At 59.5% G+C, this 15,813-nt stretch carries 16 protein-coding genes; 4 read left to right on the forward strand and 12 right to left on the reverse strand.

The features are described 5' to 3' along the window. Nucleotides 1-186: 186 nt before the first annotated feature. Together FIV05_RS15605 and FIV05_RS15610 are read right to left on the reverse strand one after the other, a co-directional pair. Complete coding sequence (locus FIV05_RS15605; RefSeq protein WP_152510201.1) at nucleotides 187-1,077, reverse strand: SMP-30/gluconolactonase/LRE family protein; 891 nt, start codon at nucleotides 1,075-1,077, stop codon at nucleotides 187-189. Nucleotides 1,078-1,210: 133 nt separating this feature from the next. Next, nucleotides 1,211-1,681 carry an Lrp/AsnC family transcriptional regulator gene (locus FIV05_RS15610; RefSeq protein ID WP_023000605.1) on the reverse strand — a complete coding sequence of 157 codons (471 nt, stop codon included), beginning with the start codon at nucleotides 1,679-1,681 and terminating at the stop codon, nucleotides 1,211-1,213. Nucleotides 1,682-1,863: 182 nt separating this feature from the next. On the opposite strand from FIV05_RS15610, the gene ald reads away from it, so the two are divergent. After that, nucleotides 1,864-3,003, forward strand: coding sequence for an alanine dehydrogenase (ald, locus tag FIV05_RS15615; protein WP_023000606.1), 1,140 nt, complete (start codon nucleotides 1,864-1,866; stop codon nucleotides 3,001-3,003). A 208-nt stretch (nucleotides 3,004-3,211) separates the two neighbouring features. Here ald and FIV05_RS15620 read toward each other — a convergent pair whose 3' ends face one another. The 6 genes from FIV05_RS15620 to FIV05_RS15645 all read right to left on the reverse strand — a co-directional run bounded on the left by FIV05_RS15620 (nucleotide 3,212) and on the right by FIV05_RS15645 (nucleotide 7,376). Further along, on the reverse strand, nucleotides 3,212-3,484 hold the full coding sequence (locus FIV05_RS15620) for a hypothetical protein (RefSeq protein WP_006932815.1): 273 nt from the start codon (nucleotides 3,482-3,484) through the stop codon (nucleotides 3,212-3,214). A 193-nt stretch (nucleotides 3,485-3,677) separates the two neighbouring features. Then, nucleotides 3,678-3,947, reverse strand: a complete 270-nt coding sequence (locus FIV05_RS15625; RefSeq protein ID WP_023000608.1) for a lipoprotein — start codon at nucleotides 3,945-3,947, stop codon at nucleotides 3,678-3,680. Between the two features lie 43 nt (nucleotides 3,948-3,990). Then, entirely contained in the window at nucleotides 3,991-4,260 is a 270-nt protein-coding gene (locus tag FIV05_RS15630) for a glycine zipper domain-containing protein (protein WP_023000609.1), read from the reverse strand. Nucleotides 4,261-4,310: 50 nt separating this feature from the next. After that, entirely contained in the window at nucleotides 4,311-4,580 is a 270-nt protein-coding gene (locus FIV05_RS15635; RefSeq protein WP_055655348.1) for a glycine zipper domain-containing protein, read from the reverse strand. A gap of 232 nt (nucleotides 4,581-4,812) precedes the next feature. Beyond that, the gene (pgi, locus tag FIV05_RS15640) at nucleotides 4,813-6,435 is read right to left on the reverse strand and encodes a glucose-6-phosphate isomerase (protein ID WP_152510202.1); all 1,623 of its coding nucleotides are present in this window, start codon (nucleotides 6,433-6,435) and stop codon (nucleotides 4,813-4,815) included. Nucleotides 6,436-6,584: 149 nt separating this feature from the next. Next, nucleotides 6,585-7,376: a delta-class carbonic anhydrase gene (locus FIV05_RS15645; protein ID WP_152510203.1), complete on the reverse strand. Its 792-nt coding sequence runs from the start codon at nucleotides 7,374-7,376 to the stop codon at nucleotides 6,585-6,587. Between the two features lie 236 nt (nucleotides 7,377-7,612). On the opposite strand from FIV05_RS15645, the gene FIV05_RS15650 reads away from it, so the two are divergent. The 3 genes from FIV05_RS15650 to FIV05_RS15660 all read left to right on the forward strand — a co-directional run bounded on the left by FIV05_RS15650 (nucleotide 7,613) and on the right by FIV05_RS15660 (nucleotide 9,898). Next, nucleotides 7,613-8,239: a PilZ domain-containing protein gene (locus tag FIV05_RS15650; protein WP_209009674.1), complete on the forward strand. Its 627-nt coding sequence runs from the start codon at nucleotides 7,613-7,615 to the stop codon at nucleotides 8,237-8,239. Between the two features lie 405 nt (nucleotides 8,240-8,644). Further along, on the forward strand, nucleotides 8,645-9,493 hold the full coding sequence (locus tag FIV05_RS15655) for a PRC-barrel domain-containing protein (protein ID WP_286202196.1): 849 nt from the start codon (nucleotides 8,645-8,647) through the stop codon (nucleotides 9,491-9,493). Nucleotides 9,494-9,700: 207 nt separating this feature from the next. Continuing rightward, a complete protein-coding gene (locus FIV05_RS15660) occupies nucleotides 9,701-9,898 on the forward strand; it encodes a CsbD family protein (RefSeq protein ID WP_031269168.1) in 198 nt (65 codons plus the stop codon). Nucleotides 9,899-9,978: 80 nt separating this feature from the next. Here FIV05_RS15660 and eda read toward each other — a convergent pair whose 3' ends face one another. The 4 genes from eda to FIV05_RS15680 form a co-directional block, all read right to left on the reverse strand. After that, nucleotides 9,979-10,617, reverse strand: coding sequence for a bifunctional 4-hydroxy-2-oxoglutarate aldolase/2-dehydro-3-deoxy-phosphogluconate aldolase (gene eda, locus FIV05_RS15665; RefSeq protein WP_023000616.1), 639 nt, complete (start codon nucleotides 10,615-10,617; stop codon nucleotides 9,979-9,981). Nucleotides 10,618-10,721: 104 nt separating this feature from the next. Beyond that, the gene (gene edd, locus FIV05_RS15670; RefSeq protein ID WP_023000617.1) at nucleotides 10,722-12,542 is read right to left on the reverse strand and encodes a phosphogluconate dehydratase; all 1,821 of its coding nucleotides are present in this window, start codon (nucleotides 12,540-12,542) and stop codon (nucleotides 10,722-10,724) included. Between the two features lie 138 nt (nucleotides 12,543-12,680). Continuing rightward, the gene (gene zwf / locus FIV05_RS15675; protein ID WP_152510204.1) at nucleotides 12,681-14,156 is read right to left on the reverse strand and encodes a glucose-6-phosphate dehydrogenase; all 1,476 of its coding nucleotides are present in this window, start codon (nucleotides 14,154-14,156) and stop codon (nucleotides 12,681-12,683) included. Nucleotides 14,157-14,253: 97 nt separating this feature from the next. Continuing rightward, on the reverse strand, nucleotides 14,254-15,201 hold the full coding sequence (locus FIV05_RS15680; RefSeq protein ID WP_152510205.1) for a carbohydrate kinase: 948 nt from the start codon (nucleotides 15,199-15,201) through the stop codon (nucleotides 14,254-14,256). Between the last annotated feature and the right edge of the window lie 612 nt (nucleotides 15,202-15,813).

Here is a 15,813-nt window from a genome sequence, read left to right on the forward strand (position 1 = left end):
AGGCAGACCGCTCAAAAATTCATCCCGGCATGGCCTCCGAGCGAAAGGCTCTCCCTCATCCAGAGGAGGAGGGATGTTTATCTTCACCCTGATGTTGTGCCCGGGTCGGCGGAACGGATGACAGGCCAAATGTGCGGCAGGAGCCGGTTACAGCAGAAACCGACTTGCCCCAAGCGTTGCTTTTGATCAGCTTTTTGCCGTCCTGAACCGGTATGTCTTCAAACCGGTCTTGCCGTGACCTTCCACCAGGAACAGGCCGCCGGACAATGTGTCGGGTTCGACCGCGGTCGGGTCGGCGGGCTGCTTGATGCTGGTGACGATCAAATGGTCCAGATCCGGGCCGCAAAAGCAGGGCATGGTGGGCTTGTCGACCGGAAGCTTGATGGCGGCAAGCAGGTTGCCGTCCGGACCAAAGCAGTTGAGAACGCCGGCGGAAACCCCTGCGCTCCAGTAGTTGCCTTCGGTGTCGACCGCTGCGCCATCCGGCCGGCCGGTGTCGTTGGTCTGCTGAGCGTAAAGCATCTTGGAGCCAAGTGCACCGGTCTCCGGGTCGAAGCCGTAATATTCGATCCAGCCGGGGGAGGTGTCGGAGTGGTACATGTAGGTGCCGTCCGGCGTCCACGCGAGCCCGTTGGAACACTGCAGTTCGTCACGGATCTCGGCAACGTCGCCGCTGCCGTCGACCCGGTAAAGACCGGCAATCGGTTCACGCGGTGAGCTGGTGTCCATGGTACCGACCCAGAAGGCCCCATCCGGACCGACCTTGCCGTCGTTCAGCCGTGTGCGCGGCTCATCAGCCTGAACTTCTGCCAGAACCTCGCTGGCACCGCTTTCGGGATCGAACAGAACGATCTTGTCCCACACGCTGACAATCAGGCGATCGTCATCCGTCAGGCCGAAGGAACCGACCTCATTGTCGAATTGCCATGTGGTGATCTTGCGGCTGGCCCAATCCATGGACTGGATGGAGCGGCCCTGGATGTCGGCCCAGAGCAAGCGGTTCAATCTGTCGTCCCAGGTCGGGCATTCTGCAAGCTGGTAAGTCGTATCGATGAAACGGGTGATCGTATGGGTCACCGGAGCGGGTTCCTTGAAAAGCCGGGCAGTTGAATGGATGCGGACTATACCTGCCAGTGCTGGCTGCGTCGAGACGCTGGATTTAGTGGCGGAATTGCAGGCGGTTTGGTTGTGGATCGGTCCCGAAAGGAACTCATGTTTCGCCGTTCAGGGGAATCGCCGTGCGTCTGACGATCGGCCGGATGGCGAAGGAGGATTTCATTCTGAGAACGCCTGGAAGCTGGGCAAGGTGGTCGCGGTGGATGCGTTCGAAGTCGATCGGGTCCCGGGCCGAGAGGCGCAGGATGTAATCAGCATCACCCGCCATCAGGAAACACTCCATGATTTCGCCGGACCGGGCCACGGCGCGTTCGAAATTCTCAAGCGTTTCCTTGGACTGGCCGGTCAGCGAGATTTCCACGAAAACGTCCATGTGCCGGCCGAGTTTCTTCTGGTCCAGAAGCGCGACGTATTTTTCGATGATGCCGGCTTCCTCCAGCGCGCGCATCCGCCGCAAACAGGCGGAAGGGGAAAGCCCCACCTTTTCCGCCAGGTCCGCGTTGGCGATGCGGCCGTCGCTTTGCAGAACGTTCAGGATCTTCTGGTCGAGGCGATCGAGTTTCATTTTGCTGCACCGCACATAATGCCAAGTTCAAGATAATACATAGCAGATAATTTGAAGAAATATCAATTCGACACAATAAAATTGCGCGTATTTGAACGGAGACCCCCGGGAACGCAAGCACATTCGACGAAAACAGGCGTAAAATCGTCGGCAATCAATAATGCTTCCAGAGGAGTCGAGTCATGCGCATTGGTGTGCCGAAAGAAATCAAAAACCACGAATACCGGGTAGGTCTGACGCCGAACAGTGTTCTTGAAATGGTGGCTCATGGCCACGAAGTTGTCGTTGAAACCAATGCCGGTGTCGGCATCGGCGCCAGCGATGCCGACTACGAAGCGGCAGGCGCGAAGATCCTGGCAACTGCCAAGGAAGTCTTCGATGCCGCGAACATGATCGTGAAGGTCAAGGAACCGCAGGCTGTCGAACGCGCCATGCTGCGCCCCGACCACATTCTCTTCACCTATCTGCACCTGGCGCCAGACGCGGAGCAGACCGCGGACCTGGTAAAGTCCGGTGCCACCTGCATTGCCTATGAAACGGTTGTCGATGCCCGTGGCGGTCTACCGCTTCTGGTGCCGATGTCCCAGGTTGCCGGCCGCCTGTCGGTGATTGCCGGTGCCAAGGCGCTGGAAAAGGCCCAGGGTGGCTCCGGCACGCTCGTGGGCGGTGTTCCCGGTGTCGAACCGGCCAAGGTCGTTGTCATTGGCGGTGGTGTGGTCGGTTCTCATGCCATTACCATGGCGCTTGGCCTTGGAGCCGATGTCACCGTTCTCGACCGGTCTACCGCCGTTCTGGGCAATCTCTCCCAGACGTTCGGTCCGGCTCTGAAAACCGTCTATTCGACCAAGGCTGCACTGGAAAAGCATGTGCTGGAAGCCGACATGGTCGTCGGTGCGGTGCTGGTTGCCGGTGCGGCGGCACCGAAGCTGGTGTCGCGCGAGCTGGTCAGCCGCATGAAGCCGGGCTCGGTTCTCGTTGATGTCGCCATCGACCAGGGAGGCTGCTTCGAAACCTCCAAGGCAACGACGCATTCCGAGCCGACCTACATCATCGATGAAGTCGTTCACTACTGCGTTGCCAACATGCCGGGTGCCGTGCCGAAGACGTCCACCTACGCGCTGAACAACGCCACCCTGCCGTTTGCTCTTGCACTGGCGGACAAGGGTGCCAAGAAGGCGCTGCTCGATGATCCGCACTTCCTGCCGGGCCTCAACGTGATCGGCGGCCAGGTGACCTGTGAGGCGGTCGCAACCGCTCTCGGCTATGCCTACGTAGATCCGAAGGTTGCTCTTGAGCAGGCCAAGGAAAGCGCTGCTGCCTGATAAGGGAACTTCGCTTCAAAGATGAGAAAAGCCGGTCCGTTGGGCCGGCTTTTTGCTTTCACAATAGGATTTTGGACTGACGTGACAGCGGTGAGCCCGTGACCTGCTGTTCTGTGCAACTTGCGTCGAAAATGTCCGGCTGTTCCGCAGGTTATTGCATTCCTGATTTCGCAGGGGGCAAACAAACCTTATTTGCTGTGCGAAGGGTTTACGGGCAGCGGACCTTGTAAGGTGTGCCCTGTTCATCCGTGGCAATGCAGTTGCGCGGGGTGGTGACGACACCGATCAGGCCACCACCGACGGCACCGAGAGCGGCGCCTGCAAGGGTCGCGTTCACCGTGGAACCGGCAACGGCGCCGATCGTGGCGCCCGTTGCCGCACCGAGACCTGCCCCGATCAGCATCCTGTCCCGTTGACTTTCGGTGTTGGCGCAACCTGTCAGCACAATGGCGAGACTTGCGGCTGCAAGGACGGATCTCATCCAGAACCCCTTGGCGAAAAACATGTGTCTGCCAAGGGTGGAGATCTATGGTTAACAGTTTCTTACCAACACGGATTTATCCAAGGCAGATCCCGAAAGCAAAACGGGCATGCCCATGAAACCACGAGCATGCCCGGTATTGTCGCTAAATTCGTCCGCTCTGACGGTGGTCAGGACGACAGAGAGCCAGACCTTACGGGCAGGCGACTCGGTAGGGGTTGCCATACCGGTCATGTGCCACGCAGTTTTTCGGCGTGGTCGCTGCACCGATGACAGCACCACCCGCTGCACCGATAGCGGCGCCGGCGAGAACCGGAGCTGCACCGGCACCGGCAGCGGCACCGACAATGGCGCCGGTCGCGGCACCAAGGCCACCGCCGACAAGCGCGCGATCTCTCTGGCTGCTTGACTGACAGCCGGCGAGGGCGATGGCCGCAAGGGCCACCAGCAGGATCTTTTTCATTTCGTAAACCTGTGAAGACCCGATTGACTCAGGTCAGTTGAGATCAGGGGCAGGCGACGCGGTACGGGTTGCCATACCGGTCGTAGGCGACACAGTTCTTGGGTGTCGTTGCAGAGCCGATGATGGCACCGCCTGCTGCACCGATTGCCGCACCGGCGAGCGCCGGGCCGACGCCGTTACCGGCGGCGGCACCGATCACGGCACCGGTCGCCGCACCAAGACCGCCGCCAACAAGCGCGCGGTCTCTTTGACTGTCAGACTGGCAGCCTGCCAGAAATGCGGCCGAAGCGGCAATCAGAAGGAGTTTCTTCATAGTTTTCTTCCCAACGGTCTATTACCGAAACGAAAAAGGATCGCCCCCGATTACGGGCAAGCGACCCGGTAAGGATTGCCGTAGCGGTCATAGGCGACGCAGTTCTTCGGAGTCGTTGCGCTGCCGACAATTGCACCACCGGCCGCACCGATTGCACCACCAACCAGGGCGCCGCCGACATCACCGGTTGCGGCAGCACCGATTGCTGCACCGGTTGCCGCGCCAAGACCACCGCCTACGAGGGCGCGGTCGCGTGAGCTATCGGACTGGCAGCCCGCCAGGGCAAGGCCAACTGCTGCGAGCAGAACTAGTTTTTTCATGAAATCAGTCTCCCTGTCGGACCGCAACCTCGGCGGGTCGAATGTATAAAATCTTTCCAAGCCTAAGCTGCTTTGCACGTTGGGGCAATCTCTGTTTGCCACAGCCGGCCCGTGTTCATCGTGAATACCAATAAGAGTTCTTCAACGATGTGAACCAGATAGGGCCGGTTGGGCAAAATTATGACGAGATCGCCTCACGTATTAACGCGTAAACAAAGGTGTGGTTCCCGCGTCAACTTTTCAGCGCGGCAAGCAAGCCTTTTGTCGAGGCGTCCTTGGAATCTGCAGAGACTTCGCCCTTGACCATTGGCAGCAGGGCAGTGGCCAGTTCCTTGCCCAGTTCCACGCCCCACTGGTCGAAGGAGTTGATTCCCCAGATCACGCCTTCAACGAAAACCCGGTGCTCGTAAAGGGCGATCAGGCGGCCGAGTGCGAAGGGGGTCAGCTGGTCATAAACAAGGGTCATGGAGGGCCTGTCGCCCGGGAACACCTTGTGGGGAGCCAGACGATCGACTTCGTCCGCAGCCATGCCCGAAGCGCTGAGGAGTGCCTTTGCCTCGTCAAGTGTCCGGCCGAGCATCAGGGCTTCGGACTGGGCGAGGCAGTTCGCGACCAGAAGGTCGTGATGATGTTTCAGGTCTTCTTCGTGGCCGTTGGCGGCAATCAGGAATTCACACGGGATGACAGTCGTGCCCTGGTGCAGGAGCTGATAGAACGCGTGCTGACCATTCGTACCTGGTTCGCCCCAGACCAGTGGTCCGGTTTCCTCGGTCACGGGGCTGCCGTCCAGCTTCACGCGCTTGCCGTTCGATTCCATGTCGAGCTGCTGCAGATACGCGGGCAGGCGTGACAGGCGCTGGTCGTAGGGCAGGACGGCGCGGGCGGAAAGGCCAAGCGCGTCCCGGTTCCAGACGCCGATCAGAGCCATCAGAACCGGCAGGTTGTTTTCAAGCGGGGCTTCGGCGAAATGGGTGTCCATTGCATGGGCACCGGACAAAAAGTCACTGAAGGCGTCCGGTCCGATGGCGATCATGAGAGGCAGGCCGATGGCCGACCAGACGGAATACCGGCCGCCGACCCAGTCCCAGAAACCGAAGACGCGGCTTTCGTCGATGCCGAAAGCGGCAACCTTGTCGAGGGCGGTGGAGACGGCTGCAAAGTGGTCGCCGACAGCCTCTTCGCCAAGAGTACCGGCAATCCATTTGCGCGCGGTCTGCGCATTGGTCATGGTCTCGATGGTGGTGAAGGTCTTCGAGGCGACGATGATCAGCGTCGTGGCCGGGTCGAGTTTTTCCAGGGTATCGGCAATATGAGCGCCATCCACGTTCGAAACATAGTGCAGCTCCGGACCATCATGATAGGGGCTGAGCGCGATTGTCGTCATGACCGGCCCGAGGTCCGAGCCGCCGATGCCGATGTTGACCACGTCGGTAAAGGCGTCGCCGGTGGATGAGGTCAGATCGCCGGAGCGAACCGCTTCGGCAAAATCCGCCATCGCGTCCAGAACCGCACGCACATCTGGCATCACATCCGCACCATCGACCAGAACCGGCTGGTCCGACTGATTGCGAAGCGCAGTGTGCAGGACGGCGCGCTTTTCGGTGCCGTTGATCTTCTCGCCGGCAAACATGGCCGCACGTTTGCCTTCCACGTCCGCAGCGCGGGCCAGGTCGAGCAGCAGGTTGAACGCCTTGTCGTCGATCCGCGACTTGGAATAATCGAGCAACAGGTCGTCTGTTCTGGCGGAGAACGTGTCGAACCGGTCGGGGGCGGCCGCAAACAGTTGCCGCAGGGAGGTGCCCTTCAATTGTTCCGCCTGCCGGTTGAGAGCCTCAAATGCTGCTTCTAGCGCCATGAACAATCCTCTTAAATCGATTTAACAGCTTGTTTTCGCGCCGACGCGCGCGGGGCATCCATTAGCATACCCGCCCGGCGAGGGGGAGAGGAAATTCAAGGAGAATGCCGCCGGAAACAGGCAGGTGGATTCCGGCGGCTGAAGGCCAATCAGTTGGAAATCGGGGCCAGCAATTCTGGGGCTGTAACAAGTTGGCGAATGCCGTGGGAGTGGTCTTCCTTGAAGACATTGCCTTTTTCCGCCCAGGCGTTGAGCGAGTTTATGTCCAGCTTGGCGCATTGCGGATGCACGCTCCAGGTCACCTGAAGTGGGGAGCATGTCGACTGGGTGAAGCTGGGCCCTGTTGTCGACCCGATGAAGGTGACCGGCGTACCCGTGCCTTCCGGCAATGACTTGGCCTGATGCAGGCCATTCACGATGTTGCCGTCATAATCGAAGTCGAGAAAGCTCAGTGCCTTGGGATCATTCACGACAAGGAAAACCTGGGCCTCGACACGAAGTTGCGGATTGGCGCAGGCATCGCTCAGGCAAGAGCCAAGTCCTTCACCCGGGGTGATGTTGCAGGATGTATGCACCCAGTGGACTTCGATCGTGTCGCCGGGCTTGACGCCATGAAAAGCTGACCCGGCGGGTTCTGCCAGTTCAGCCTCGGTCAGGTCGGCGGTCTCGTTGCACTTGTAACCGCCATGATCGCCATCGCCGGCAAAGACGGTGAAGCCCGGCCCCTTGTGTTCCGCGTTGGTGTGCGTGTGGATGTTGCACAGGTTCAGCTTGTCGGCGGACGGCGCTATCGAGAAAGAAGACGTGTTCAGTCCTGCAGTCTGCGAGATATCGCGTGGTGTTTGCGGGCCGAAACCCTGACAGAGCTCTTCTGCCTGTGCCTGGGAGAGAAAACCGAGGCCCGCGAGGGCCGCAATTGTAAGTCCGATGTATTTCGCCATGCTAATCTCCTGCAAATGTGGTTGAGGCAGGCTGTTGGGCGCATTTCAAGAAAAAGCAGCCGAAGTGGCGAGAATGATTTGAACGCGCTTTTGATAGGAACGCCAATTGCAAAAATTGCTCAGGGTAAACGACCGGTCAGGGTAAAAAGCCCGAAGTTGGCGGAAAACAACGATAAATTGAATTGTCTGACTGTATTTTAAGTGAAATGAAAGTTTGCTCAAGGTAAACTAAATCTATGAATTCCGAAAACAAATCACACGGCCTGACCCATCTGCTCGATCAACCTGATGCCGAGGAAGAAGTCCTCGTGGTTGATTTCGACAATCTTTCGGTCATCAACGCGGTTGCATCCAACGTCAGCGAGTGGGGCTTCCGGTTGACCTCTCCGGATATCGGCGAGCTTTACAAGAACATCGGGGTTCGGCCCAAGGATGCAAGCAAACTGGTGAAGGCTCACGTCACTTCCGTGAAGGGCAACGATGCCGCGGTGGTCTTCGCCAAGAGCGAGAAATCCGTTTCGGACAAGCGTCGCGAAAAACGGAACAACGTCAGCATTCCGGTAAAGATCGCCGACCTGGACGGAATTACGGAAATCAGTGGCACGATCGTTGATGCCGGCAAGAACGGTTGCCGCATAACTGCCAAAGGTCTGACAGCGCTTCCAGAGGAAGTTCTGCTGACGATGAAAAAATTCGAAAGGCCGGTCGTTGCCGAATTCGCCTGGCGAAATGACACCTCCGCCGGTATGCGTCTCTTGTGGGATCGTACGCTTGAGCAGGACGACGATCACGGAGACGACGAAGAAGAAGAAGAGAGCGACGGCAATTCCGAAGCGGATAGTGAAGAAGCCCAGAGCGTCTGACATGGCCCGCTCATGCTGCGGTCGGCGTGTGTCCCAATCAACTCCCCGCAATTGACTGAACTTCTCGCGCGGACGTGAAAGAAACGCGGCGAGCGGTGGTTTCACGCTCCATCCGTACCCTGGGGACTGGGCGAGTTTTCCGCCTGTCTTCGAATAGGTGATTGTCACTTTTTCAAAAAATTAGTTTTTAATCCGGAACTTCTTTCTCTCTCGGTTGTTCTCACAGTAACCGCCTCATCAATAGCAATACTGATGTTGCCGGCTTGGGAAATCACTGTGAGAGGATATAATATTATGAAACGGATTATCACCGCTACCGCGATGTCCTTGATGCTGACAACATCACTTTACGCGGCAAATGAAGTAAAACCGCTCCAGACTTATGAATTCAATGAGTCTGCAAACATGAGTGATGTTCTTGCGTCTGATCTGATTGGCATGCGGATCTACTCGGTCGAAGAAAACTATGACCGGTTCAACGAAGACTATCAGGCTCAGGCTGACGAAGAAAAAGACTGGGACGACATCGGTGAAGTCAACGATGTGATCCTTGGCTTCGACGGCTCGGTCAAGGCCGTTATCCTGGGTGTCGGCGGCTTCCTTGGTGTCGGCGAGAAAGACATCGCCCTTCCGATGGAACAGCTGAAGGTCGTCCGCGAACAGGATGACGCCGATAGCTACTTCCTGGTGGTCAACGCCAACAAGGACGTGCTGACCAATGCAGCGGCGTATGAAAACCCGTACGCTGACGAAGCGGAAACGGCTGCCACACAGACGTCTGAAGGCATGGAGAAGCCTGCCGATACGGCAATGACGACGGAAACCGATACGTCGACCGAAACCGCGATGAGCCAGGATAGCGACGCCGGAGTGACGGCTGCTCCGGAGACTGCGATGGCGCCCCAGACCGATGCCGACGGTCGTCCGCTTCTGCCGCGTGCCGAAGTCGAGCGTGAAGGCTATACCGACGCGGTTGTTGCCGAACTGACGGCCGACGATCTTGAAGGTGCCAACATCTACGACGCCAACGATGAAGACATCGGTGAAATCGATTCACTCATCGTGAGCCAGGACGGCACCATCGAAAAGGTGATCCTTGATGTTGGCGGCTTCCTGGGTATCGGCGAGCGTGAAGTTGCCGTCACCTTTGACGAGCTGCAGATCATTCGCAACGAAGACGGTTCCGACCTGCGCGTCTATGTTGGCGCCACCAAGGAAGAACTGGAAGCTCAGCCGGACTACGTCGCTGAGTAAGAGTAGTGGACTGCTCCGGGTGTTATCGCCCGGGGCAGCCTGACACAGCGTCCGGTTCCATCGAGATCCTTCCCGATATCCGGACGCCTATCCCGAGACAGATGGCTTCAACAGGCATCTGTCACTTTCTCAAACCTCAACACCTGCAGCAGTTGACCGGAAGCCTCCGGTCGAGAAGCTGACTGCACCCTGACTGGAGTGATGAAAATGAACTGGGACATTATCGAAGGCAATTGGAAACAGGTTAAAGGCAAGGCCCAGGAACAGTGGGGCAAGCTGACCAATGACGATCTGGACCGGATCGAAGGCAATCGCGACCAGCTTGCCGGCAAGATCCAGGAGCTCTACGGCAAGTCGCGCGACGAAGCAGAGCGCGAGGTCGATGAGTGGGCAAGCCGCCACTGATCGTCGAACAGATGAAAAAGAGCCGGGCGATCCGTCGCCCGGCTCTTTTCGTTCGAAATTGCTGATCTGCTATTTGCTGATCAGATTTTAAGGGCGGCTGCCGCTTTTGCGCGGGTTTCAATGCCGGACCAGTCGTCCTCCGCAATCGCCTTTGCGTCTGCAATCCAGGAACCGCCAACGCACAGGACGTTCGGCAGTTTCAGATAGTCCGGAGCCTTGTCGAGGCTGACGCCGCCTGTGGGGCAGAATTTGGCCGCCGCCAGCGGGGAGGAGAGAGACTTGAGGTAGGACGCTCCGCCTGCCTGCTCGGCGGGAAAGAACTTCAGCCGCTCATAGCCACGTTCCAGCAGGAACATGACTTCCGATGCAGTGGCTGCACCGGGAAGCAGCGGCACGCTGTGCTGGTCGGCTGCGTCCAGCAGGTTGGCGGTTGCGCCAGGGGAGACGATGAAACGGGCACCTGCAGAAACGGCGGCATCATATTGCTTGCCGTCCAGCACCGTGCCGGCACCCACAATCGCGCCTTCCACGTGTTCGTTGACCGCGTTGATCGCTTCCAGGGCATGGGCGGTGCGCAAGGTGATCTCGATTGCAGGCAGGCCGCCGCGCACAAGCGCTTCTGCCATGGGGACGGCCTTCCTGGGATCTTCCACGATCAGCACCGGGATAACCGGTGCCGCGCACATTACTTTCTCGATCTTTTCAATGTCCTGGGCCATATCGCCTCCAAAATCTCTTTTTTGTCGTACCTGCACCGACCGCAGCCGGAGCAGATCGCAGAATTTATCGTGCCGAATTCACCTGGCCGTTCGGGGCCTGATCCTTACTCACCAAACACATGTGCGCCAGTATCGGCCGAACCAACTGCACCACGGAAGGCGGCGAAAAGGTCCCGGCCGGTGCCGAACTGGCTCTGGCTCAGGTCAGCTTCCGCCAGCGGGCGGGCGTTGAATTCGGCTTCGTCGACCAGCACTTCCAATTTACCAGTCACCGCATCGACGCGGATCATGTCACCGTCACGGATTTTGGCGATCGGGCCGCCGGCGGCTGCTTCCGGGGTCACATGGATTGCCGCCGGAACCTTGCCGGAAGCACCCGACATGCGGCCGTCGGTAATCAGGGCGACCTTGTGGCCGCGGTCCTGAAGGATGCCGAGGCAGGGCGTCAGCTTGTGCAGTTCGGGCATGCCGATTGCCTTCGGGCCCTGGAACCGGACCACGGCGGCAACGTCGCCGGTCAGTTCCTTGTTGTTGAAGGCGGTCAGGAAATCGTTCTGGTCGTGGAAGACGCGGGCAGGTGCCTCGATGATGTGGCGTTCCCTGGCAACAGCCGAGATCTTGATAACGGCCTTGCCCATGTTGCCTGTGAGCATCTTCAGGCCACCCGTCGGCTGGAAGGCCTTGGCAACAGGAGCCAGCACCGTTTCGTCGCCGGAGGTCTCAGGAACTTCTTCGCGTTGCACGTTGCCGTCAGCGTCGAGTTTCGCTTCCACGGTGTAACCGGAAAGGTCGGTGCCGTAGACGGTCTTCACGTCCTGGTGCAGGTAACCGTCACCCAGCAGTTCGCGGATCAGGAAGGCAAGGCCACCGGCGGCCTGGAAGTGGTTCACGTCGGCCTTGCCGTTCGGATAGACGCGAGCCAGAAGCGGCACGACATCGGAAAGATCGGAGATGTCGTCCCAGGTCAGCCTGATGCCTGCAGCAGCGGCAATCGCCACCAGATGCATGGTGTGGTTGGTCGAGCCACCAGTGGCGTGCAGGCCGACGACGCCGTTGACGATCGCCTTTTCGCTGATGACTTCACCGGCGGGGGTGAACTCGTTGCCGAGGGCGGAAATCGCGATGGCGCGCTTGGCCGCTTCCCTGGTCAGGGCGTCGCGCAGGGGCGTGCCCGGATTGACGAAGGAGGCACCCGGCATGTGCAGGCCCATGATCTCCATCAGCATCTGGTTGGAGTTGGCCGTGCCGTAGAAGGTGCAGGTGCCCGGCGAATGATAGGCACGTGACTCGCTTTCCAGCAGGGCGTCACGGCCGACTTTGCCTTCGGCATAGAGCTGGCGGATCTTGGCTTTCTCGTCGTTGGAAATGCCTGTCGGCATCGGACCAGCGGGAACGAACACGGCCGGCAGATGGCCGAAGGAGAGGGCCGCGATGGCAAGACCGGGAACGATCTTGTCGCAGATGCCGAGAAAGACCGCTGCATCGAACATCTGGTGCGACAGGCCGACGGCAGCAGCCATGGCGATCACATCTCGGGAAAACAGCGACAGTTCCATGCCGTCCTGTCCCTGAGTGACGCCGTCGCACATGGCCGGAACACCACCGGCAACCTGGGCAACCGCGCCGATCTCGTGAGCGGCTTCACGGATCAGGGCCGGATAGGTCTCGTATGGCTGGTGAGCCGAAAGCATGTCGTTATAGGAGGTGATGATGCCGAGGTTCGGTACCACGTCGCCGGAAAGGGCCTGCTTGTCGGAGAGGCCACAGGCGGCGAACCCATGGGCGAGGTTGCCGCAGGACAGGCGCGAACGCTGCGGGCCCTTGTCGGCGGCCTTGCCGATGCGGTCCAGATATCTTGAGCGGCTGTCGTGACTGCGTTTGACGATCCGTTCGGTGACGTCGCCAATGCGATCCTGGATGGTCATTGCTTCAAATCCTTTGCTAGCCGCGCCGCGGCCTGGCTGGTCCTATGTCCGGCACATAGGGCGTTGCGGCGAGCTTGCCGCTCTCTAATCGATTTAAGAGGCCGGAAACGCGCAAGGCCGGGCCTTGCGCGAGAGGTATCAGTTGCCGTCGTCTTCGGCCCAGGTGCGGCCGTCACGCTCGACCAGAGCGATGGAGGCGGACGGGCCCCAGGTGCCGGCGGTGTAGCCTTTCGGCGTTTCCTTGGACGCAGCCCATGCAGCCTGGATCGGGTCGATCCAGGCCCAGGCGGCGTCAACTTCGTCACGGCGCATGAACAGGGTCTGGTTGCCGCGGATCACGTCCATGATCAGGCGTTCGTAGGCATCCGGGTTACGCACCTTGAAGGCTTCGGCAAAACTCATGTCGAGCGGAACCTGACGCAGGCGCATGCCGCCGGGGCCGGGGTCCTTGATCATGATCTGCATCTGGACTCCTTCATCGGGCTGCAGACGGATGATGAGGCGGTTGGCGGTGATCGCCCCGGCTTCCGCGTCGAAGATAGAATGCGGGATCGGACGGAACTGGACGACGATTTCCGATACGCGCTGCGCCAGACGCTTGCCGGTGCGCAGGTAGAAGGGCACGCCGGCCCAACGCCAGTTGGCGATTTCCGCCTTCAGGGCGACGAAGGTTTCCGTCCGGCTTTCGTTGTTGCCGAGCTCTTCCAGGTAACCGGGAACCGCACCTCCGGCCGAAGCCCCTGCGCGGTACTGGCCGCGCACGGTCAGCTTGTCGATGCTCTGCTCGTCGATCGGGGCAAGGGCTTTCAGGACCTTCAGCTTCTCGTCGCGCACGCTGTCGGCGTTCATGCTTTCCGGCGGCTCCATCGCCACAAGGCAGAGCAGCTGAAGGATGTGGTTCTGCACCATGTCGCGCAGGGCACCTGCGGTATCGTAGTAGCCGGCACGGCCACCGGTGCCGAGCGACTCGGCCACGGTGATCTGGACGTGGTCGATATGGGCAGCGTTCCACAGCGGCTCGAACAGGGCATTGGCAAAGCGCAGGGCCATCAGGTTCTGCACCGTTTCCTTGCCGAGATAGTGGTCGATACGGAAGATCTGGTGTTCGTTGAACACAGCGCCAACCGTGTCGTTGAGCGCCTTGGCGGACTTGCCGTCCTTGCCGATGGGCTTTTCCATGACGACGCGGGAATGGTCGTTGACGACGCCGATACGGCCGAGGTTCTCGCAGATCGTGCCGAAAAGATCCGGGCCGACCGCAAGATAGAAGGCGCGGATGACTTCAGGGCGTTCGTCCAGGATGGTTCTCAGATCTTCAAAGCCGTCGCCTGTGGCGATGTCGATCTTGACGTAGCGCAGGCGCTTCAGGAACTGCTGAAGATGCTCGTCGTCCAGATCCTTGACGTGTTCTTCAAGTGCGGCCTTGGCATAATCGCGATAGTCGTCGTCGGAATAGTCGCGGCGGGCACTGCAGATGATGCGGGCGTTTTCCGGCATCTGGCCGTCCGCGTCGCGGTGGTAAAGGGCAGGCAGAAGCTTGCGGTGGGCGAGGTCTCCGGAGGCTCCGAAAACGACGAGGTCGAATTCTTCAACTTCAATGACGCGTACCGCCATAAAACATCCCTTCTCACAGCTGCCAGTCCGATGGGCCGCTCCGGCCTGGACCGTTTTCGACTGCCTTTTAAATCGATTTAATTCTCTTGTCAGCCCCTCATTTCAGGGCCGACCACTCTTTTTCCAGTTCGCTCCTGCGCGGCAGATCCGCTCCCCGCCGGGAGCAGGTGATGGCAGCTGCCCCGACGGCGAAATCAAGAAGACGATTTAGCTGGCCGGCGTCAAGGGCTGCAAGCGCATCACGGTTGGTTGCACCAAGATGTTTCAGCCCTGCAAGCAGGGCTGCCTGGAAGGTGTCGCCCGCGCCAACGGTATCTTCAACGGTTACCTTGATGCCCGGGCGGCTGACTTCGATGCCTTCGGCAAATGCGGTTGCACCGTCTCCGCCCCGTGTGACGATGACCAGCGAAGCCCCCATGCCGAGCCAGGCGCGGGCAATGGTTTCAACGGGTTCACCGGGAGCGATCAGGGCAAGGTCCTCGTCCGAAACCTTGACGACGTCCGTCAACGGAACAAGGCTTTCCGTATTGCGGCGCCAGAGCGCCATGTCCGGCACCACGGTCGGGCGTATGTTCGGGTCGAAGGAGACCAGCGTATGGTCTCGCTCACGTTCGATCAGAGCCCTGAAGGCGACCGAAACCGGCTCGACCAGTGCCGTGTAGGACCCGATGTGCAGAAACAATGGCGGTTCGTCGAACTGCGGCAGGTCATCGACGGTCACCATACGGTCAGCCGCGTTCTCGCCGTAGAATGTATAGGCCGGAGAGCCGTGCTCATCCTTCTGGACGAGGCTGAGTGTCGTCAGGTAGTCGGTCCTCAGGATATAGCGTTCCGAAACGCCTTCACTGCGAAACTTCTGGACCAGACGCTCGCCAAGGGCATCGCGTGAAATGCCGCCGAAAAACCCGGCGTCCTCTTCAAGGCGCGCCAGCCCCATGGCCACGTTGAAGGGGGATCCGCCGATACGGGCGTCGAAAGAAACACTGTCGCCGGAACCGGCTTCTCCAAAGAGATCGAACAGTGCTTCGCCGCAAATCAAAAACATATACGTTCTGGTCTTTCGTCGTTTGTCAGGATCCGCATCGACGGCGGATTCATGAATTTGTGTCATTTCGCGGCAGCGGCCTTTCAGACCACCGTCTTATCCGAATGAGGCCGGCAAGGCGCCGAACCTGATGCCCATCCTTCGAGACGAACCTTTCGGTTCTCCTCAGGATGAGGGTGTGGGGAGGTGGGGGCTGAACCCGGTGTCTCCCGCTACCTTATTGGTTTCAACGAGGCGCGCAAATTGCGCTCGTTGTATGTGTCTTCTCTGACCCCACAGCGGCTCATCAATCCACCACCTCATCCTGAGGAGGGCCATAAGCCCGTCTCGAAGGATGGGCCACGGGCGCTGATTTTGCCGCCCATCCTTCGAGACGAACCTGTCGGTTCTCCTCAGGATGAGGGTTTGGGTGGGAGAGGGGCTGAGCCCGGTGTCTCCCGTTCCCTTATTGGTTTCAACGAGGCGCGCAAATTGCGCTCGTTGTATGTGTCTTCTCTGACCCCACAGCGGCTCATCAATCCACCACCTCATCCTGAGGAGGGCCATAAGCCCGTCTCGAAGGATGGGCCACAGGCACCGAATTTGCGGCCCATCTTTCGGGACGAACCTTTC

Origin of the sequence: Labrenzia sp. THAF191a (assembly GCF_009363335.1) — a bacterium.
GTDB classification, from domain to species: domain Bacteria; phylum Pseudomonadota; class Alphaproteobacteria; order Rhizobiales; family Stappiaceae; genus Roseibium; species Roseibium algicola.

What these genes read in the sequence shown, in the direction of transcription:
- FIV05_RS15680 (WP_152510205.1), bottom strand. Translation starts at nt 15,201, where the DNA reads ATGTTTTTGATTTGCGGCGAAGCACTGTTCGATCTCTTTGGAGAAGCC.
- FIV05_RS15635 (WP_055655348.1), bottom strand. Translation starts at nt 4,580, where the DNA reads ATGAAAAAACTAGTTCTGCTCGCAGCAGTTGGCCTTGCCCTGGCGGGC.
- zwf (WP_152510204.1), bottom strand. Translation starts at nt 14,156, where the DNA reads ATGGCGGTACGCGTCATTGAAGTTGAAGAATTCGACCTCGTCGTTTTC.
- FIV05_RS15660 (WP_031269168.1), top strand. Translation starts at nt 9,701, where the DNA reads ATGAACTGGGACATTATCGAAGGCAATTGGAAACAGGTTAAAGGCAAG.
- FIV05_RS15630 (WP_023000609.1), bottom strand. Translation starts at nt 4,260, where the DNA reads ATGAAGAAACTCCTTCTGATTGCCGCTTCGGCCGCATTTCTGGCAGGC.
- FIV05_RS15620 (WP_006932815.1), bottom strand. Translation starts at nt 3,484, where the DNA reads ATGAGATCCGTCCTTGCAGCCGCAAGTCTCGCCATTGTGCTGACAGGT.
- eda (WP_023000616.1), bottom strand. Translation starts at nt 10,617, where the DNA reads ATGGCCCAGGACATTGAAAAGATCGAGAAAGTAATGTGCGCGGCACCG.
- ald (WP_023000606.1), top strand. Translation starts at nt 1,864, where the DNA reads ATGCGCATTGGTGTGCCGAAAGAAATCAAAAACCACGAATACCGGGTA.
- FIV05_RS15610 (WP_023000605.1), bottom strand. Translation starts at nt 1,681, where the DNA reads ATGAAACTCGATCGCCTCGACCAGAAGATCCTGAACGTTCTGCAAAGC.
- FIV05_RS15650 (WP_209009674.1), top strand. Translation starts at nt 7,613, where the DNA reads ATGAATTCCGAAAACAAATCACACGGCCTGACCCATCTGCTCGATCAA.
- FIV05_RS15655 (WP_286202196.1), top strand. Translation starts at nt 8,645, where the DNA reads ATGAGTGATGTTCTTGCGTCTGATCTGATTGGCATGCGGATCTACTCG.
- pgi (WP_152510202.1), bottom strand. Translation starts at nt 6,435, where the DNA reads ATGGCGCTAGAAGCAGCATTTGAGGCTCTCAACCGGCAGGCGGAACAA.
- FIV05_RS15645 (WP_152510203.1), bottom strand. Translation starts at nt 7,376, where the DNA reads ATGGCGAAATACATCGGACTTACAATTGCGGCCCTCGCGGGCCTCGGT.
- FIV05_RS15625 (WP_023000608.1), bottom strand. Translation starts at nt 3,947, where the DNA reads ATGAAAAAGATCCTGCTGGTGGCCCTTGCGGCCATCGCCCTCGCCGGC.
- edd (WP_023000617.1), bottom strand. Translation starts at nt 12,542, where the DNA reads ATGACCATCCAGGATCGCATTGGCGACGTCACCGAACGGATCGTCAAA.